Origin of the sequence: Nitratiruptor sp. SB155-2 (assembly GCF_000010325.1) — a bacterium.
Classification (GTDB): Bacteria; Campylobacterota; Campylobacteria; order Campylobacterales; family Nitratiruptoraceae; genus Nitratiruptor.
This window is the reverse complement of record NC_009662.1, coordinates 1430656-1448496: the sequence shown is the minus strand read 5'-3', so window position 1 is coordinate 1448496 and position 17841 is coordinate 1430656. Positions and strand designations below refer to the sequence as shown.

20 protein-coding genes are annotated in these 17841 nt (G+C 41.3%); 13 read left to right on the top strand and 7 right to left on the bottom strand.

Annotated elements, in window-relative coordinates:
* Positions 1–3: 3 nt before the first annotated feature.
* From NIS_RS07640 to NIS_RS07610, 7 genes are read left to right on the top strand one after another with little or no spacing between them, the layout of a single operon-like run.
* Positions 4–1377: a phosphomannomutase/phosphoglucomutase gene (locus NIS_RS07640; RefSeq protein WP_012082798.1), complete on the top strand. Its 1374-nt coding sequence runs from the start codon at positions 4–6 to the stop codon at positions 1375–1377.
* Positions 1368–2375, top strand: coding sequence for a dihydroorotase (pyrC, locus tag NIS_RS07635; protein ID WP_012082797.1), 1008 nt, complete (start codon positions 1368–1370; stop codon positions 2373–2375). Before NIS_RS07640 ends, pyrC begins: the two co-directional genes overlap by 10 nt.
* Entirely contained in the window at positions 2365–3021 is a 657-nt protein-coding gene (locus NIS_RS07630; RefSeq protein ID WP_012082796.1) for a response regulator transcription factor, read from the top strand. Before pyrC ends, NIS_RS07630 begins: the two co-directional genes overlap by 11 nt.
* A complete protein-coding gene (locus NIS_RS07625) occupies positions 2966–3838 on the top strand; it encodes a sensor histidine kinase (protein WP_148164085.1) in 873 nt (290 codons plus the stop codon). The genes NIS_RS07630 and NIS_RS07625 overlap by 56 nt, the downstream gene beginning before the upstream one ends.
* Positions 3835–4269 (top strand): TonB-system energizer ExbB, encoded by a 435-nt coding sequence (gene exbB / locus NIS_RS07620; protein ID WP_012082794.1) that lies wholly within the window; start codon positions 3835–3837, stop codon positions 4267–4269. Before NIS_RS07625 ends, exbB begins: the two co-directional genes overlap by 4 nt.
* Positions 4259–4633 (top strand): ExbD/TolR family protein, encoded by a 375-nt coding sequence (locus tag NIS_RS07615; RefSeq protein ID WP_041354060.1) that lies wholly within the window; start codon positions 4259–4261, stop codon positions 4631–4633. Before exbB ends, NIS_RS07615 begins: the two co-directional genes overlap by 11 nt.
* Positions 4630–5433, top strand: a complete 804-nt coding sequence (locus NIS_RS07610; RefSeq protein WP_012082792.1) for an energy transducer TonB — start codon at positions 4630–4632, stop codon at positions 5431–5433. The genes NIS_RS07615 and NIS_RS07610 overlap by 4 nt, the downstream gene beginning before the upstream one ends.
* Here NIS_RS07610 and NIS_RS07605 read toward each other — a convergent pair.
* Genes NIS_RS07605 through NIS_RS07575 form a run of 7 tightly spaced genes read right to left on the bottom strand, consistent with a single transcriptional unit; the run spans position 5405 to position 11965 of the window.
* Positions 5405–6637, bottom strand: a complete 1233-nt coding sequence (locus tag NIS_RS07605) for a hypothetical protein (protein ID WP_012082791.1) — start codon at positions 6635–6637, stop codon at positions 5405–5407. The two genes, NIS_RS07610 and NIS_RS07605, sit on opposite strands and share 29 nt — an antisense overlap.
* Positions 6630–6884 carry a DUF2249 domain-containing protein gene (locus NIS_RS07600; protein WP_012082790.1) on the bottom strand — a complete coding sequence of 85 codons (255 nt, stop codon included), beginning with the start codon at positions 6882–6884 and terminating at the stop codon, positions 6630–6632. Before NIS_RS07600 ends, NIS_RS07605 begins: the two co-directional genes overlap by 8 nt.
* On the bottom strand, positions 6884–7315 hold the full coding sequence (locus tag NIS_RS07595; protein WP_012082789.1) for a hemerythrin domain-containing protein: 432 nt from the start codon (positions 7313–7315) through the stop codon (positions 6884–6886). The genes NIS_RS07600 and NIS_RS07595 overlap by 1 nt, the downstream gene beginning before the upstream one ends.
* Positions 7312–8823, bottom strand: coding sequence for an ArnT family glycosyltransferase (locus NIS_RS07590; protein ID WP_012082788.1), 1512 nt, complete (start codon positions 8821–8823; stop codon positions 7312–7314). The genes NIS_RS07595 and NIS_RS07590 overlap by 4 nt, the downstream gene beginning before the upstream one ends.
* Entirely contained in the window at positions 8813–9376 is a 564-nt protein-coding gene (locus NIS_RS07585) for a phosphatase PAP2 family protein (RefSeq protein ID WP_041354059.1), read from the bottom strand. The genes NIS_RS07590 and NIS_RS07585 overlap by 11 nt, the downstream gene beginning before the upstream one ends.
* Positions 9366–10418 (bottom strand): NAD-dependent epimerase, encoded by a 1053-nt coding sequence (locus NIS_RS07580; protein WP_012082786.1) that lies wholly within the window; start codon positions 10416–10418, stop codon positions 9366–9368. The genes NIS_RS07585 and NIS_RS07580 overlap by 11 nt, the downstream gene beginning before the upstream one ends.
* A complete protein-coding gene (locus tag NIS_RS07575; protein WP_012082785.1) occupies positions 10415–11965 on the bottom strand; it encodes a phosphoethanolamine transferase in 1551 nt (516 codons plus the stop codon). The genes NIS_RS07580 and NIS_RS07575 overlap by 4 nt, the downstream gene beginning before the upstream one ends.
* Before the next feature lie 58 nt (positions 11966–12023).
* Between NIS_RS07575 and NIS_RS07570 the strand changes: the two genes are divergently transcribed.
* The 6 genes from NIS_RS07570 to ftsH are packed head-to-tail and all read left to right on the top strand — an operon-like array spanning position 12024 to position 17839.
* Positions 12024–12809 (top strand): 3'-5' exonuclease, encoded by a 786-nt coding sequence (locus tag NIS_RS07570; protein WP_012082784.1) that lies wholly within the window; start codon positions 12024–12026, stop codon positions 12807–12809.
* Positions 12796–13704, top strand: a complete 909-nt coding sequence (locus NIS_RS07565; RefSeq protein WP_012082783.1) for a PDC sensor domain-containing protein — start codon at positions 12796–12798, stop codon at positions 13702–13704. Before NIS_RS07570 ends, NIS_RS07565 begins: the two co-directional genes overlap by 14 nt.
* A complete protein-coding gene (hisH, locus tag NIS_RS07560) occupies positions 13701–14315 on the top strand; it encodes an imidazole glycerol phosphate synthase subunit HisH (protein ID WP_012082782.1) in 615 nt (204 codons plus the stop codon). The genes NIS_RS07565 and hisH overlap by 4 nt, the downstream gene beginning before the upstream one ends.
* Positions 14316–15032 carry a 1-(5-phosphoribosyl)-5-[(5-phosphoribosylamino)methylideneamino]imidazole-4-carboxamide isomerase gene (gene hisA / locus NIS_RS07555; RefSeq protein ID WP_012082781.1) on the top strand — a complete coding sequence of 239 codons (717 nt, stop codon included), beginning with the start codon at positions 14316–14318 and terminating at the stop codon, positions 15030–15032. It abuts the gene before it with no gap.
* Positions 15025–15867: a 50S ribosomal protein L11 methyltransferase gene (locus NIS_RS07550; protein WP_012082780.1), complete on the top strand. Its 843-nt coding sequence runs from the start codon at positions 15025–15027 to the stop codon at positions 15865–15867. The genes hisA and NIS_RS07550 overlap by 8 nt, the downstream gene beginning before the upstream one ends.
* On the top strand, positions 15857–17839 hold the full coding sequence (gene ftsH / locus NIS_RS07545) for an ATP-dependent zinc metalloprotease FtsH (protein ID WP_012082779.1): 1983 nt from the start codon (positions 15857–15859) through the stop codon (positions 17837–17839). Before NIS_RS07550 ends, ftsH begins: the two co-directional genes overlap by 11 nt.
* Positions 17840–17841: the final 2 nt, after the last annotated feature.

Genomic DNA, 17841 nt, shown 5'->3' with positions numbered 1-17841 from the left:
AAGATGGAATCGATCTTTAGAGAATACGATATAAGAGGCATTTTCCAAAAAGAGCTCAATGTTGATATTGTCAAAAAGATAGGCTACTTTTTGGCACAAGAGGTGAATGGAGAGTATATCGCTGTTGGATATGATGCAAGACTCTCTTCGCCAACACTCTTTTCCTGGCTCACCAGTGGTATCAATAAGGCTGGAAAGAAAGTGCTGGGCATGGGTATGGTGCCAACGGGCGTGAACTATTTTAGCAATTTTGTCTCTTTTGAAATAGCTGGGCGCAAAGTTGTGCCATCGGCTTCAGTAATGATCACCGGCTCTCACAATCCTCCTGAATATAACGGTTTTAAAATAACGGTAGAAAAAAAGCCCTTTTTTGCCAAACAGATCAAAAAGCTTGGCCAAAAGGTACTAAGCAGCGATATTTCGATAGAAGACAACGATACATTCTATGCCATTCCTGCTAAAGAGCGATATGTCGATTTTATGCTCAAAGAGTTCGCACATCTCAAAGGATTTGATCAAAAAATAGCTCTAGATTGCGGCAATGGCGTGGCTGGAGTTGTTCTTGAGCCTCTTTTTCAAGCGTTGGAGTTTGACTATTTCGGGCTCTATTGCGAGCCAGACGGCAATTTTCCGAACCACCATCCAGATCCGAGTGAAGAGAGGAATTTGAAAGATCTCAAAAAAGCTTTGGCAGATGCAGATATCGGTTTTGCCTATGACGGGGATGCAGACAGAATCGCGGTACTGACCAAAAAGCACAATTTCAAAGGGGACGAGCTTGCTATCATCTTTGCCAGATATATGGAAAATCCGACAGTTATAGGTGAAGTGAAATGCTCTCAAGTGATGTACGACGAGATTAACAAAAGAGGCCGAGCCATTATGTACAAAACGGGTCATAGCAATCTCAAAGAGAAGATTGCCGAAGTTGATGCCGATTTTGCCGCGGAAGTGAGTGGTCATCTCTTTTTTAACGATCGATATTTTGGATTTGATGATGCGATCTACGCAACGTTTCGGGTTATCGAGTTGATTCATCAAGGAGTCGATCTTGATAAGGAGATTGAGCGTTTGCCAAAGGTGTATAATACCCCTGAAATCAAAGTCCAAACCACGGAAGAGTGTAAATTTAAAATAATCGATGCACTGAAGCAAGTTTTGCAAAATCCTCCTCACGGTTTTCCGACTATCAAAGAGATCATCGATGTGGATGGACTGCGCATCGTTTTTGAGGAGGGATGGGCACTTGTTCGAGCGAGCAACACGACGCCGGTTTTGGTTACTCGATTTGAAGCGGTGAGCGAGGAAAAAGCCAAAGAGTATGAAGGAAAAGTGATGGAACTGGTTGAAAAGATAAAGGACGATCTATGCAAATAAGGCTTGAGTCTCCTCTGGATATGCATCTGCATCTAAGAGATGGTGCAATGCTTCAGACGGTGGCTCCGCTTTCTGCAAAAAGTTTCAGCGGCGCCATCGTTATGCCAAATCTCGTACCTCCGATAACGGATATTGAGATGGTGCAATCCTACAAAAAAAGGATTGAAGAAGCCATTGGCGAAGAGCGGTTTGAAGCCTATATGACTCTTTTTTTCAAGCCCTCCTATAGCTACGACTTTTTGTATCAGGCAAGGCCATATATTACAGCGATCAAGCTCTATCCGGCGGGTATAACCACAAACAGTCAAGATGGTGTGGATAATTTCAGTATCGATGCTTTGGCCCCGACGCTTGAAGCGATGAGCGAACTTGGGATTCCCCTTTGTGTGCATGGTGAAACGAATGGCTTTGTCATGGACAGGGAAGCGGAGTTCATTCCTATTTACGAAAAAATTGCTAGAAAATTTCCAAATCTAAAGATTATCATGGAACACATTACAACCAAAGAGGCGGTTGATGCGCTGATGCAGTATGAAAATCTCTATGCCACGATAACGTTGCATCATCTCTATATTACGTTAGATGATGTAGCGGGAGGACTTTTGCAGCCACATCTGTTCTGCAAGCCCATCGCAAAGCGTCCAGAAGATCGAATGGCTTTAAGAAAAGTAGCCTTTATGGCCCATCCAAAAGTGATGTTCGGCAGTGACAGTGCACCCCACCCAAGAGAGAAAAAGGAGGCTCCGGGATGTGCTGCAGGTGTATTCACAGCACCCATCGCACTTCAAGCTCTTGCCCAGATTTTTGAAGAGGCAGGAGTTCTTGAAAACTTACAGTTGTTCGTAAGTGACAATGCACGAAAAATTTACGGTATTACACCACCGAAAAAAGAAGTCACGCTTGAAAAGGTGCCTTTTGATGTGCCATCCAGTTACAACGATGTAGTTCCAATGTTTGCAGAGAGAGAACTTTCTTGGAGTATAACAAGTGTCCAATAAGATATTGCTGGTAGAGGATGACAGACTTTTTAGCGAAACACTACAGGAGTTTTTGGAAGAGGAGGGGTTTGTTGTCGACGTAGCTCGGACGATGCAAGACGCGATCGATCTCCATTACAACAACAGGTACGATCTGCTTTTGTTGGATGTGATGTTGCCAGATGGAGACGGGTTTACGCTATTAAAAGAGCTGCGTAGTATAGAGGATATGACTCCAGCTATATTTATAACTTCTAAAAAGCAAAAAAGTGATATTAAAGAGGGGTTTTTGTTAGGAGGAGATGATTATCTTACAAAACCCATCGATCTTGAAGAGTTACTTTTACGTATCGGAGCAATTTTAAGAAGAATAAATGGAGAAAAAGTCATCCAGATTGATGGATACCATTTTTATCCCGAACAGTTTTTATTGAAAAAAGGGAGTGAAGTCATTGAGCTGAAGCAAAAAGAGCTGCAGCTTCTGCATCTGTTTGTGAAAAATAGAAAAAAAGTGGTGACCAAAGAGCAGATCTTCCAAACACTTTGGAGCCATGAAGAGATTATCAGTGAAGGATCGTTGCGCGTCTACATATCGACACTGAAAAAGATTTTTGGCAAAGATTCGATACAAAACATCCGTTCTATTGGGTATCGATTTGAAAAGTAGCGAGTTTTACGCCTTTTGGTTTCTTTACATCGTCTCTGTGGTCATTCTTTTTGTTGTAGGATACTTTGGGCTCAACCTTTTTCCATTGCCACTGCTTATTGGCGTTATATTGCTTTTGGCGCTGCTGTTTGGCTTCTTTTTGATCAAATACTCTTTTATTCCTCTCCAAAAAAGAAATCTTCATCTTGAAAAGATGCTCGAAGAGACCCTGCATGAACTCAATATTCCTATAGCGACGATCAAAGCGAACTGTTCCATGCTTGAAAAAAGCTGCAAGGAAGAGAAAGCAAAACGTCAAATAGTACGAATCGAAAAAGCATTGGAGCAGTTGTTGGAGCTGTATGAAGAGGTGGAGTATTTGATCAAAAAAGAGATTTTGAAACCTAAGCCACAGGTTTTTGATGCGAAAGAGGTGATTGAAGAACGGATAGAATTTTTTGAGGATCTTCTTCGTTACAAACAACTCCAAATAGAACTGCATCCGCTGCAAATATCTGTTGCCAAGGTGGGATTTAAGAAGATGTTTGATAATCTTTTATCAAATGCTATAAAATATAGCCCTAAAGGCTCATCGATAAAGATAGTTCTTAAAGATTCTCTATTAGAGATTGAAGATGAGGGAAAAGGAATCGACGAAAAGGATCTTATCAAAATTTTTGAGCGTTACTACCAAGAAAACGACAATCAAGAGGGATTTGGTATCGGTTTGGCCATGGTAAAAGAGTTTTGTGATGAAAATGGTATAGGAGTCTATATCGATTCAAAGCCTGGCAGAGGAACAAAAATAACATTGGATTTAAAAAAGGTTTGCCAATGAATATTATGCAACATCTAAAAGAGATTATCGATTATGGCATCATAGGGACATTAGCCGTTATGAGTTTTATAAGCGTCTGGCTTACGATCGAGCGATGGTTTTTTTACCGAGGCGTAGATGTGAATGGATATGAGAATAAAGAAGCATTGGAGATCGATATCACCAACAATCTCTCGACGATAGCAACAATAGCTTCTTCCGCTCCGTATATCGGCTTGCTTGGAACGGTACTTGGCATTATCTTAACTTTTTATACCATGGGGCAAAGCGGTATTGTCAATACAAAAGAGATCATGATTGGGTTGGCACTGGCACTCAAAGCGACAGCGATGGGTTTGGTAGTCGCTATACCGGCAACGATGTTTTACAACTATCTCGTGCGAAGAGTGGAAGTGCTTCTTGCAAAATGGGATATCGCCCATGAGGATTAAACGCTTTGATCAAATCAACGTTATCCCTTTTATCGACATCATGCTCGTACTTTTGGTGATTGTTTTGACAACGGCTACTTTCATCGCAAAAGGCGTTATCCCCCTTGATTTACCTAAAGCTGGTAGTGCCAAAGAGCTTCCTGTTAAAAAAATCGATATCTCCATTACCAAGGATGGATCGATCTTTTTGGGTAAAGAGAAAGTAGATAAAGATACGCTTGTACAAAAACTGAAAACATACAATACCAAAAGTTCCATTCTCATTCGAAGCGATAAGAACGCGAAGTTCGAAAGGTTTATTGAAGTACTGGATCTTTTAAAAAGTAACGGATATAATAACATCGCTGTTGAAACAGTCAAATGAAACGCTCTTTTTTTGTTACACTTCTTTTGTATCTTTTTCTCTTCTCCTTTCTATACGCTTTTTTTGATACATTCCTGGAAGTCCCTAAAAACAAGATAGTCAGTGTTACGAAATTGCAGATCATCCATCCTCCAAAGCCTGCACCGAAATGTCAATGCGCTATGATGAAAGCAAAACTGCAAAAACAGATAGAAAAAAAGAAGCAGCCAAAGAAGAGAGTGGAGAAAAAAGAGCAGCCAAAAAAAAGAATCATAAAGAAAAAAAGAAAGAAAAAGCCGATTCGTAGAATTGTTAAAAAGCCGGTAAAAAAGAGAAAGGTGAAAAAAAGAGCCTCTGTCACCAAAAAAAGACGAGTGAAAAAGAAGCAGCCAACTAAAACAGTCTTGGAAAGGAAACAGCCAAATAGTGAAGTTGTGCAACAAAAGAGTTTAAAAGAAAAAGTGGTGGAAAAACCAAAAATAACCCGGCAGGTAAAAAAAGGAACAGAAAAAGAGACCCCTACGAAACCGTCATATCATCAACGCTATATTGATCAATATTTGAGCAAAATTCGTCAAATTATCTTGGAGTACCGCTACTATCCAAGAATCGCACGGAGAACCAGAAAAGAGGGGTTGGTAAAAGTCTCATTGAAGCTTTTGCCTGATGGTTCGGTCAAGGAGCTACACATCATCCAGTCAAGTGGTCATTCCATTTTGGATCGCGCGGCGCTGCAAACAGTTCAAAAAGCATCTTCCCATTTTCCGAAACCTGCACAGGCGGTAGAGCTGACTATCCCTTTGGAGTACCGCCTGCATTGAAGTTGTCAAAAGGGGAAGGTTTTTTCTTGTAGGAAAAGTAGATTACAACAGGTTTTTTGAGAATATATGCAAAAAGAAGATTGCTCGCTATCCAAAAAATACCGTCAATCTGAGGTGAAAACATAAGAGCGACAATACCCAAAACATGGAACCCTAGCTGCCAGTAGGCCAGCCTTTCATCCAGCATCTCTTTCATGGTAGGCATATCGAAAAATCCCCGTGAGCTTATGTGAAACCAGGCAAGAAAAGGGATGATTTTATAGAGCATTCCATACATTACAGTCACTGCAAACCCAAACAGAAAAAGGGTTGCGAAGATTTTCGTACTCATGAAAAAAAGAAGCGGTAGGAAAAAGAGTGAAATAAGAGCGATATACCACGCCGCAATGCTTGGTTCTATGATTTTTCTTTTTCTGCTTTTTAGCTGCTTGAGCGTAATGGCACCAAAAAGGATATACGCAAACAGAAGCGTGACAAAAAATAGGAGTGCCAATTTGGTATAGTTGATACTGATAGCTGTACAGAAGATGAAAGCAAAGATGATAAAAACAAGACTGTATCGTATTTTGTTAGAGAGTTCAGGTGTGACGTAAAACATCGGAATGACCTGAAAACTGACTCCCACGATCAAAAGTCCTACCCAACCAAAGCCCGCAAACAGTGCATGCTCAAGGAGGAGATGGTCAAAATGGGGCTCAATCTCATTCGTTGCCAACTGCCACATCATAAATATACCAATACAAGCTACTATCAAAAAACTTATGAGCGACAGTCGCATTGCCCAGACTGTTGGAGTAGCCGAAGGGGCTGTAAAAAGCTTATAGAGTGTAAGAAGGATAAATGGGATCAATGCTAAACCAATTGCAAAAGATGCGAAAAATAGCAAAGAGAGTTTTGCAAATGTAAAGGCCATAAAAAATAAGGCGATTCCCAAAACAAGGAGAATGAATAGTATGACTGAGAGCAAGAGTGGTCTGTCGTAGCGAACACCTACGACAACGGGTAGCATCTGTTGAAAAGCTCCTATCATAATCTGCGTCATAAAACCGAGTGTTACAAGGTGTAAAACGGCAAGATTATCCAATGCGGTGCTGTCAAAAAAAAGCATCGCAGCAGCTATGATAAACCATGCTGGAGCGGTAAGAAAAAAAAGGAGGGGAGCTTCAAATGGAGGAGCTTGATCGAGGGAAAGCCCCTTAAACATCGATCAGCTCCAGAACCTTTTCTTTGTCTTCAGGGTAAAAATAGTAGATGTGGTAATCTGACTCTCTTTTTTTGACAATATACTCAATTCCCATAGGTTTGATGCGATTGAAGACCATGTGAGGTTCGAGTCTGTGGATCTGATGTAAAAAGCTTTCCCCAGGCAATACCGTTTGCAGATCACTTAAAACCATCTGCATCGGTGCGGGTGGTTCGAACTCCCTCGTATCCAGCAAAATTTCTCGCATCAGATTTTCACCTCCTGCATATTATGTAGGATTTTTTCTTTGTCTAATGGAAGATTTTCTGCCATTGTGTAGAGAATCTGCTCCTCTTTCATATTGTGTTGTTGGGTCATGATCATGAATGTCTCGCCAAAACCGAGAGCTTTTTGCTTGTCTTTCGCAGTAATAGCTTCACCCATTTGATCAAGAATGCTTCTGATCTGGGCATGTTCCATACGCATGACGTAGGTTGGGCCTTCGCCACCTCCGATAAACTCTTCCATCTTTGGAAACAGGACCTCTTCCTCCATTGCGAAGTGCTTGAGCATCGCTTCCTTGAATGGTGTAAAAAGCTCCAAGGCTTTTTCGAAATCCCCTTGGCCAATTGCCTCTTCTACCGGGGCATAAAGGTTGTCGCATGCTCTATGATCTTCGGTCATAAACTCTTTTATCATTTTCGCTCCTTGATTCGCAGGAGTGCTACTCCATTTTTTTCAAAAAGTATATCGAAATTTTTGTATGCTTTCATATGGCTTCGTTTTGTAAACACGATCTCCCCATTTTTGGGAGTTCTTTTAGGTGTAATCTTTTGTAGATAAAAAGCAAAAGAGGGAGTATTGATACCATCCATTACAACATCGAAACCCTGCTTTTTGGCAAAAAGAGCGGCCTCTTTGATCGGTCTTTCTGCCGCATCGGCATACACCTTTGCGATAAAAAAGTTGACTCCCACCAGGGTTAAAAATGAGGCTATGATGGTAGCTTTTTCTTTGGGTGCTTTCAAAAGAAGTATTCCAACCAACAAAGCAGATCCAAAAAAGAGGATATACTCCCATCCAAAATGGAGTCCTTGGACGATGTAGTATTCATACGAACCACGTTTTATCGTACCAAGAATCTCTTTTTGAAAAAATGGCAGAAAAAAAAAGAGGAGATTGAAAAGATTGAATGGAAACAAGAGCCAAAAGTTGGATTGCATTTTTTGAAAAAAAAGAGCCATCAAAATAAAAAGAGGCGTATATCCATAGATGATATAGTGAGGGAGCTTTGTGTGTGATAAGGAAAAAAAGATAAAAACAAATATAAACCAGATGGCAAGATAGCGTTTGAGAGGTGTATCGAACCAGTTCTTTACGTAGCGAAGGGATTGGATGAAAATCGATGTGAAGGGCAAAAGCCCTACAAGCATGACTGGAATATAGTAAAACAGAGTTCCTGCATGTCCCTCCATCGCTTTTCCGGCAAATCTGCTGAGGTTATGCTTGAGAAGAAAGCCCTGGATAAATTTTTCTCCTTGATCAAAATACTCTGCCAAATACCACGGTACAGCTATCAGCACAAATATAACAATTCCCACTGGATTGAACACGCTTTTGAGCCAAAATCGCACGTTTTTGATCAAAAAAAGAAAGCTGACCGCCAAGGGAATCAAGATAGCAACAGGTCCTTTTGTAAGTGTTCCTAGTCCTATAAAAGCAAATGTTGCATAGAGATATTTTTTCTCTTGGGTAGAGTAGTACAGATAGTAGCAAAACATACTCGAAGCGATGAACAGGTTCAACAGTGCATCGGCAATTGCTGCTTTTGCGATGATGGAGATTTGCAAAGATCCAACCATAAAAAGTGTAGCCCAAAAGGCCGTTTGCTCATCAAAAAATCTTTTGGAAAATCGATAGATAAGCAGGGCCCATATCGTTGCAGCTATGGCACTTGGCAGGCGCATGGCAAATTCATTGAGACCAAACAGCGAAGCACTTACAGCCTGCAGCCAGTAGATCAAAATCGGTTTATCAAATCGGAGCTCCCCATTGAGATAGGTCGTGATGAAATTTCCCGATGAGAGCATCTCCCTGGTCGCTTCGCTAAAAGCCCCTTCATCTAGGTTAAAAAGCGGATAAGTGCCAAGTGTTGCATAGAAACTTAAGAAAATGAAGCCAAGAAGAATCCAAAAATTACGATGCATGAAACATCCTTTTATGAAGCCAAATGGCACACAGTGTTCCAATAAGCGCACCGACGATCACATCACTGAGAAAATGTTGCGTAAGAACAACACGACTCAAACCCACCAAGATTGCAACAATCCAAAAAAAGTAACGAAATTTTGGATAGATGAAACCCAACGCAACCATTGCAGCGAAAATGGTTGTAGTATGACCGGATGGCATAGACCAATAGGCGGCTTTGAATTGAAAAAATTGGGGGTTGTACAGATGATCGTGAAAATAGATTTTAGGCCTTGGCCTTCCTATCGTGATTTTCAAAAGTGTCGTAACGATTCCAGATAAAATGATGGCAAAGATCAAAAAAACCCCCTTTTTTGCAAAAAGCGGATCCTTTTTCCGATACAAAAGATAGATTCCCAAACCAAAAAGCAGGTAGGGTACGGCATTACCAAGGTGGGTAATGATTTTGAAAAAGGCAAAGGAGTGGGTATGAAAATATTGAGCGATCTGGATATCGAAAAAGAAATAGCTAAAAAGCGCTGCAAAAAGCGCTACAAGACTATACCCCATAAAAGTTTCGATACCATTCAATAAATTTTTTCACTCCCTCTTCTATAGGAGTAGAGGGCTTATAGCCAAGGTCGTGTTCCAGCGCGTATGTATCGGCCCAGGTGGCTGGCACATCACCGGGTTGAATCGGCAACAGATTTTTCTTCGCTTCTTTTCCCAGAGTTTTTTCGATAGCCTTGATAAAATCCATGAGTTCCACAGGGCTACCATTACCGATATTGTAGACTCTGTATGGTGCTTTTGAGCTTGCCGGATTGGGACGTCTCGCACTCCAGCATGGATCAGATTTTGGAGGATTGTCGATGACTCGTACGACACCTTCGACGATATCATCAATATAGGTGAAATCTCGTTTCATCTTTCCGTAGTTGAAAACATCGATCGGTTTATCTTCCAAAATCGCTTTCGTAAAAAGAAAAAGGGCCATATCCGGTCTTCCCCATGGACCATACACGGTAAAAAAGCGTAGACCAGTCGTTGGGATATTGAAAAGATGGCTGTAGGTATGGGCCATGAGTTCGTTGCTTTTTTTGCTCGCTGCATACAAACTGATAGGATGATCTACATTGTCTTCAACGCTAAATGGCATTCGTTCGTTGAGTCCGTAGACGCTGGAACTGCTTGCGTATGCTAGATGTTCTACTTCATGATGCCTGCAGCACTCTAGTATATTGGCAAATCCTACGAAATTACTCTGGATGTAGGCATCTGGATTTGTCAGTGAATATCGCACACCTGCCTGAGCCGCCAAGTGACAGACCCTTTGAGGATTTTCTTTTTGGAAGACCTCCTCAAGAGCCGTTTTGTCAGCCAAGTCTATGCGGTAGAAGGTGTGCTTCGGGTACTTGGTGCTCACATATTTTTTGCCAAACGCAAACTTTTCTTCTTCAAATCCCAGTTCCTTGAGCCTACCATATTTGACTCGAACATCATAGTAGTCATTGATATTGTCGATTCCTACAACTTCATCACCCCGTCCTAATAATCTTTTTGCCAGATGGAAGCCTATAAATCCTGCCGTTCCCGTAACCAAAATTTTCATGGATGCCTCTTTTTGTATGAGATAAAGCCTGCATTTCCGCTTATATCGATACCATTTACATAGTAGGTACCATCTTCATTGGGATTGATGATCTCATATCCCAAAGCTTTTGCAATCATTTTACCAAATTGATAGTGCGAAATAATATGTGACAGATTGAATTCATGATGAAACTGTTCCACATTACACCCTTTGCTTGCATAGATGATCATCGGTACCTTCGTATCTTCAAAACCCAAATAGACATGCCCGTAGCGCCCATGCTCACTCTTTTCTCCCATCATTTCGCCATGATCTGATGTGAAAAAGACGAGCGTACATCCTGGCATAGCATCAGCTTTTTCAAAAATGGAGTGCAATATAAAATCGGTATAGCGGATAGAATTGAGATAGCTGCCAAGCATATACTCATGAAAAGGGAGACCCTTAAAAGGATAATGGTAAAAAGCGGGTGGCGTATAGTGTTCATATGCCGAATGGGAGTTTCTTTGGTGTAAAACGATAAAGTTTTTTTCCTTCTTCTTTATAGTATCCAAATACTGGGCAAGTTTTTCATCGTATCCTTGCAGTACTTTTGTTGTGTCACTAAAATCGGACAGGACGCCTCCAATAACATATAAAGACTGCATTGTTATAAAGAAGGTAGAGTAGTTTTGGTCTTTTGCAAGTTTTAAAAGATTTGCACTGTTCGTAATCAAAGGTTGAATGTTTTGCGGTTCTCGTTTTAAAGAGAAAAATGTTGGAACAGATACATCTGTCGTCACCCCGGCGGAATGCCCCCAGGTGTAAAGAAATCTTGGACTGTTTTTGAGTTTGTCCAGATAGGGTGTTGTCTCTTTTGGATAACCAAAAAGGCTCATTTTGTCTTTGGTGAGACTCTCTCCCATAACGACGATGATATTTTCTGCAAGAGGTCTGCTCACTTTTTTGACAATATATGGTTTGAATGTTTTATGCTGGGTATTGTTATGTTGAAGCAAGTTTTTCGCTATATGCCATGATATGGCAGTGAAACTGTTTTTAAAAGATAATGAGGTGGTTTTGGGCATATAGTTGTATACTTTTTTTCGTTTCAATGCGGAGATTGGACCAATAGCCAAGAGCAATGCAAGTACAACAGGTGCATATTTCATAGATATGGTATGCAGTTTTTTTAGAAAATAAAACAGGAGAACCGCTTGAGAAAAAAAGATAATGAGAGGCAGTTTTACATATGGCATCACGATGTCGAGTGTATCGAACATCTCTGGAATCTGATTGGCCAGACCCACTTCATAAGGCAAAATGTAGGAGTGAAAGTAGCTGAAATGCATCAGTTGTACGAAACTGAGAATCGCTATAAAAAGAGCAAAACCGACTCTTATCCAGTAATTTTTTATAAGCAGTATTAAGAATGATATCAAAAATAGGGCACTATACTCTTTGATGAATGAGGGGAGCTGAAACGTATAGTAGTTTGGGTGAAACAGAGCAAACAACAGATCCGGTAACAAAAAAATAAGTGAGAGATAAAAACTGTATAGAATATGCTTTGCTATTTTTTTCATGAGGCCTCTTTAGAAAAAATTCTTGATTTGAAGTATAATAAATCCTTAAAGGAGTGCAATGATTTGCGTTTTTGATTGTGAAACTATACCAGATATTGAACTGATTCGCAAAAATTTTGAGGTTGAAGGCGAAGACTTTGAGGCGATCCATCAAGCTTTACAGCAGTATGAAACTAAAGCCGGTACCACGTTTTTACCCCATCCCTACCATAAAGTTGTGGCTATCAGCGCAGTGTTTGCAGATGATTTCGGTAGATTTAAAAAGGTGGGGACGTTTCCTGGCAAAAACGAAAAAGAGATCATAGAGGCGTTTTTATCCTATATCGACAGTAAAAATCCAAAACTTGTCTCATTCAATGGAAGAAATTTTGATATACCGATGCTACTACTTCGTGCGATGAAATACAATCTTTCCTGTCCGGCCTATTTTGAACAGGATAATCAAATGCTCAATAAATCGAAATGGGAAAATTACAGGAGCAGGTACTCTGAGAGTTTTCATCTCGATCTCATGGATGTGCTGAGCAATTTTGGTGCTGCTAGGGGATTGAAACTCGATACGTTATGTCAAATGGTAGGAATTCCTGGTAAATTCGATGTAGATGGTTCACAGGTTCTTGAACTGTATTATAATAACGATCTAGGTAAAATCCAAGAGTATTGCGAGAGTGATGTTATCAACACCTATCTTCTTTTTTTGAAATATGAGCTTCTAAAGGGAGGACTCAATTTAGAAGAGTATCGAGATATCATATATCAGTTGCAAGATTCTTTTCCAAAAGAGAAGAGCTATAGCGCAATATTTATGAACTATGTAAAAAAGGAAAGTCATGGTAGTGAGTGAAATCGAAGAGTTTTCCGAGATACGGACCAGAGCCAGGGCTTATCTTTGTTTTTTGTTACAGCGATATATCCCAAACTACGTGCCCGATCCATCGCTTGAGAACATCATCAATGCATTGAAGATTTTGAAAAAAGAGCTTCCTTTGGCAGATGCTTTCTATGTTCTGGATAAGACGGGAACGCAAATTATCGATGCTATTTCAAATAACCCTGAGTATAGGCGAGGAAAAGGGATCAACCGAAGTATGCGCGCTTACTACTATAGAGCAGTTCGAGAGAAACGTTGTATTTTAACTGATCCTTATCCTTCTTTATTGACCCATGACTTGACTGTGACAGCCTCATATCCCATTTATGATGATAATAAACAGTTATCGTTCATTGTCTGTGTTGATGTATCCTTAAAGAGTCTTTTGAAGATGTTCCATCCAGCTTCTATTGACTCCTATTTTGGACAATTTTCAAAAGTAATTTATGGTTTTTTTACTTTTGCTTTGCTCGTCGTTGCTCTGCTTCTTTTGGCAAAGGGGATGGGAAGCATTATTGCCGAAAGTTTGGTGTTTCAGGATGTAGAGATAAAGGAGATTTTTGAATCGACCATTTTGATCACACTTTCTCTTGCTATCTTTGATCTGGTCAAAACCTTGTTTGAAGAGGAAGTTCTGGGTCATCACAAAAAAAGACGTACAAACGATATTCACAAAACGATGATACGTTTTTTGGGATCTATCGTCATAGCCCTTTCTATAGAGGCATTGATGCTTGTTTTCAAATTTGCTATTATCGGGCCGGAAAAAATCTTGTACGCAGTCTATTTGATAGGTGCGGTGACTCTGCTTTTATTGGCACTCTCGTACTATCTCAAATCGACTGCCGATTTGAAAGAGGATGAATGAAGATAGCGATCATTGATTACAATATGGGGAATCTTCGAAGCGTGTCGAACGCTTTTGAAAAGATCGGTTATCCGGCCATCATCGAAAAAGATCCTGACAAACTTAAAAACTATGACAAAGTGATTCTTCCAGGAGTCGGTGCATTTGGAGATGCGATGGAGCATCTTGAAGGAAGTGGACTCAAAGAGGCGATCCTCGACTTTGCCAAAAGTGGCCGGAATATGCTAGGCATCTGTCTTGGAATGCAACTGTTGTTTAACAAAAGTTACGAGTTTGGAGAGCATGAAGGCCTGGGATTGATTGAAGGTGAAGTCATTCCTTTTGATAGGAGCCGTTTTGATCAAAGGCTGAAAGTCCCTCATATGGGCTGGAATGAGCTTTTTGTGCAAAAAGAGACCCCACTTTTTTCGGGGCTTCCAAAGGCCTTTTATCTCTATTTTGTTCATAGTTACCATGCCGTTTGCGATGAAAAATATGTGATAGGAAAAACACTCTATGGATATGAGTTTGTCAGTGCCGTTCAAAATGGCAACGTTTTTGGCCTTCAGCCCCATCCCGAAAAATCGCACGAGAACGGCTTGAAAATCTTGAAAAATTTTGTGGAGTTGTAGATGGAAATCTTACCGGCAATCGATCTAAAAGACGGAAAAGCGGTCCGTTTAACAAAAGGTTTGATGGAGAGTGCAAAGATCTATAGTGACGAACCGTGGCAAGTGGCCAAAAGATTTGAAGAGATGGGCTCACGCTGGCTCCATCTTGTGGATTTAAACGGTGCCTTTGCAGGGGAACCCAAAAATCTCGAGCAGATCAAGAAGATTCGAGCCAATACGAGTCTCAAGATCGAACTTGGAGGCGGTATTCGTGACGAAGAGACGATCCGAAAGTATATCGATCTTGGGATTGAGCGGCTTATTTTAGGTTCAATTGCGGTGAAAAATCCACAATTTGTCAAAGCAATGGCCGCAAAATATCCAATAGCCGTAGGTATAGATGCCATCGATGGTTTTGTGGCAGTGGAAGGGTGGGCGAAAACCTCCACGATGAGAGCAACCGATTTGGCAAGGGAGTTTGCGAAAAGCGGCGTGCAAGCGATTATCTGTACCGATGTGGGCAAAGACGGGACGCTTAGTGGCGTCAATGTGGATTTTACCGTTTCCATCGCAGAAGCCAGCGGTATCGACACCATCGCAAGCGGCGGCGTACGCGATATTGAGGATATCAAAAAACTTCAGGCAACAGGTACAGTTGCCGGCGTCATAGTGGGGAAAGCTTTTTACGAGGGCACACTGGATTTGGAAGAAGCTTTTAGGTTGGTACAAAATGGATAGATACTATTATGAGTACACAGTAGACATCGATGCATTTAAAGATGAAATCGAATCATTTTTGATGGATAGATTTTACAATGGAATTGAAGAGAGTGACGGCAAACTGATACTTCGAAGCGAAAAGTCCCTTGATGACATTATGGATGAGCTTCGCACCTATGTTGACTCGTTGATAAAGCTTTTTGATACGGAGATCCATCTCAAAATAACAAAAGAGAAAAAAGAGAACATTGACTGGATAGAAAAATATAAAAAAAGCATTACTCCTGTGGAAGTGGGCGAGTTTTACATCCATCCAAGTTGGTATGAGCCAAAGGAAGGTAAGACAAACATCAAAATCGATCCGGCTTTGGCATTTGGCAGTGGGCATCATGAAACGACAAGAGGATGTTTGAACGCAATCCAAAAATATGTACAGCCCGGAATGGAGCTTTTGGATGTTGGATGCGGTAGCGGTATTTTATCGATTGCGGCGGCGAAAAAAGGAGCGGTGGTTGATATCTGTGACACCGATGCATTGGCTTTGGAAGAGTCCCAAAAGAACTTTTCCTTAAACGGAGTTGAATTTCGAGAGGGCTGGGTGGGAAGCGCAGCCAACGCTAAAAAGAAGTATGATATAGTTATAGCCAATATTGTCGCCGATGTTTTGATTATGATTGCAAAAGATTTGCAAGAGACGACAAAAGAGGGAGGGATTTTGATCCTTTCGGGTATTATCGAAAAATATCGCAACAAAGTGAAAAACAGGTTTGATTTTTCTATCCTTGAAGAGTTACAAGAAGGAGAATGGATAACAATGATATTACGAAACGATAGGGGAACCGATGGCAAATAACAAACAAAAGAAACCGCAAAACGATAACTTTTTCAATAAAAATCCACTGCTTACTTTTGCGATCTTTTCCGTTATACTGATTTTACTGTTCAAGTCGATTTTACAGCCAGCAAACAATATGGGGCAGGGTGCAATGCAACATATGGCTGGTGCACCGATCCAAAAAACAAAAGAGATCAGTTACAGCGAACTGAAAAAATTGATCAAGGACGGACGAGTCAAGTACGTTGCAATAGGTCAAAAAACGATTAAAGCGATAGCCAATGAAGGCGGCTTTAAAGTGATCTATTTTGCAAACAAAGTACCAGGTGATACGACGCTTATTCCGCTCCTTGAAAAGAAAGGCATAGACTACGGCGGTTTTAGCGAGAGCAACTGGGTGACTGAGATGCTTTTTGGCTGGATCATCCCGATTCTCATCTTTTTTGCGATCTGGATGTTCCTTGCCAGCCGTATGCAAAAGAGTATGGGCAGCGGTATCCTTGGCATGGGGAGCGCCAAAAAGCTTATCAATTCTGAGCGGCCAAAAGTGAAATTTGACGATGTGGCAGGAGTGGAAGAGGCGAAAGAGGAAGTGAAAGAGATTGTCGATTTTCTCAAGCATCCACAACGTTACATCCGACTTGGAGCGAAGATTCCAAAAGGGGTTTTGCTTGTAGGACCTCCAGGGACTGGTAAGACGCTTCTTGCAAAAGCAGTTGCCGGTGAAGCGGACGTACCATTTTTTGCAGTAAGCGGTAGTAGTTTCATCGAGATGTTCGTGGGTGTGGGTGCGGCTCGTGTTCGAGATCTTTTTGAGCAGGCAAAAAAAGAGGCGCCAAGTATCATTTTTATCGATGAGATCGATGCTATTGGGAAAAGCCGGGCGGCGGCAGGACCGATTGGAGGAAACGATGAAAGAGAGCAGACTCTCAATCAGCTTCTAGCAGAGATGGATGGGTTTGACAGTTCCGAGTCTCCCGTCATCGTTTTGGCTGCTACCAACAGGCCTGAAGTGTTGGATCCGGCACTGCTTCGACCGGGGCGATTCGATAGAACCGTTGTTGTGGATAAACCAGATTTTGAAGGTCGTTTGGCCATTTTGAAGGTACACGTCAAGCATATCAAACTTTCTCCAAATGTCGACCTAGAAGAGATAGCGAGACTCACGGCCGGACTTGCGGGAGCCGATCTGGCCAATATCGTCAACGAAGCGGCGCTTTTAGCCGGTCGAAAAAACAAAGAACAAGTTGAACAAGAAGATCTTTTGGAAGCGGTCGAAAGAGCGATTGCAGGACTAGAGAAGAAAAGCAGGCGAATCAGCCCGGAAGAGAAACGTATCGTTGCATACCATGAGAGTGGTCATGCTTTGATTGCCGAAACGACACCGGGAGCAAGAAAGGTGACCAAAGTCTCCATCATACCAAGAGGACTCGCGGCGCTCGGTTATACGCTCAATACCCCGGAAGAGAACAAATACCTCATGAAAAAGAGTGAGCTCGTTGCAGAGATCGATACATTGCTTGGTGGAAGAGCGGCCGAGGAGGTGTTTATAGGGGAAATTACGACTGGTGCATCGAACGATCTGGAAAGAGCGACAGACATTGTCAAGGCGATGATCAGTATGTACGGGATGAGTGATGTTGCAGGACTCATGGTCCTTGAAAAGAGACAAAATCTTTTCTTGGGTGGACCAGCACAGCCGGTGAAAGAGTACAGTGAAAAAATGGCTGAAGAGATCGACGAATTTATCAAAGCCTTTTTGAATGATCGATATACCCATGTGAAAAATAGACTCAAAGAGTACAGTGAAGCGATCGAAAATATGGTAAAGGTACTTTTTGAAAAAGAGGTGATAGAAGGTAAAGAGGTCCGCCAGATTATAAAAGAGTTTGAAGAAAAGCATGGGAAAAAATCATTGCTTGTAGAAGAGCCTCAAAGCGATATAGAACAAGCAAAACATATGAGTGAACAAAAAAGTGAAAGCGAGTAGTT

What these genes read in the sequence shown, in the direction of transcription:
- NIS_RS07640 (WP_012082798.1), top strand. Translation starts at nt 4, where the DNA reads ATGGAATCGATCTTTAGAGAATACGATATAAGAGGCATTTTCCAAAAA.
- pyrC (WP_012082797.1), top strand. Translation starts at nt 1,368, where the DNA reads ATGCAAATAAGGCTTGAGTCTCCTCTGGATATGCATCTGCATCTAAGA.
- exbB (WP_012082794.1), top strand. Translation starts at nt 3,835, where the DNA reads ATGAATATTATGCAACATCTAAAAGAGATTATCGATTATGGCATCATA.
- NIS_RS07615 (WP_041354060.1), top strand. Translation starts at nt 4,259, where the DNA reads ATGAGGATTAAACGCTTTGATCAAATCAACGTTATCCCTTTTATCGAC.
- NIS_RS07610 (WP_012082792.1), top strand. Translation starts at nt 4,630, where the DNA reads ATGAAACGCTCTTTTTTTGTTACACTTCTTTTGTATCTTTTTCTCTTC.
- NIS_RS07605 (WP_012082791.1), bottom strand. Translation starts at nt 6,637, where the DNA reads ATGTTTAAGGGGCTTTCCCTCGATCAAGCTCCTCCATTTGAAGCTCCC.
- NIS_RS07600 (WP_012082790.1), bottom strand. Translation starts at nt 6,884, where the DNA reads ATGCGAGAAATTTTGCTGGATACGAGGGAGTTCGAACCACCCGCACCG.
- NIS_RS07595 (WP_012082789.1), bottom strand. Translation starts at nt 7,315, where the DNA reads ATGATAAAAGAGTTTATGACCGAAGATCATAGAGCATGCGACAACCTT.
- NIS_RS07590 (WP_012082788.1), bottom strand. Translation starts at nt 8,823, where the DNA reads ATGCATCGTAATTTTTGGATTCTTCTTGGCTTCATTTTCTTAAGTTTC.
- NIS_RS07585 (WP_041354059.1), bottom strand. Translation starts at nt 9,376, where the DNA reads ATGGGGTATAGTCTTGTAGCGCTTTTTGCAGCGCTTTTTAGCTATTTC.
- NIS_RS07580 (WP_012082786.1), bottom strand. Translation starts at nt 10,418, where the DNA reads ATGAAAATTTTGGTTACGGGAACGGCAGGATTTATAGGCTTCCATCTG.
- NIS_RS07575 (WP_012082785.1), bottom strand. Translation starts at nt 11,965, where the DNA reads ATGAAAAAAATAGCAAAGCATATTCTATACAGTTTTTATCTCTCACTT.
- NIS_RS07570 (WP_012082784.1), top strand. Translation starts at nt 12,024, where the DNA reads ATGATTTGCGTTTTTGATTGTGAAACTATACCAGATATTGAACTGATT.
- NIS_RS07565 (WP_012082783.1), top strand. Translation starts at nt 12,796, where the DNA reads ATGGTAGTGAGTGAAATCGAAGAGTTTTCCGAGATACGGACCAGAGCC.
- hisH (WP_012082782.1), top strand. Translation starts at nt 13,701, where the DNA reads ATGAAGATAGCGATCATTGATTACAATATGGGGAATCTTCGAAGCGTG.
- hisA (WP_012082781.1), top strand. Translation starts at nt 14,316, where the DNA reads ATGGAAATCTTACCGGCAATCGATCTAAAAGACGGAAAAGCGGTCCGT.
- NIS_RS07550 (WP_012082780.1), top strand. Translation starts at nt 15,025, where the DNA reads ATGGATAGATACTATTATGAGTACACAGTAGACATCGATGCATTTAAA.
- ftsH (WP_012082779.1), top strand. Translation starts at nt 15,857, where the DNA reads ATGGCAAATAACAAACAAAAGAAACCGCAAAACGATAACTTTTTCAAT.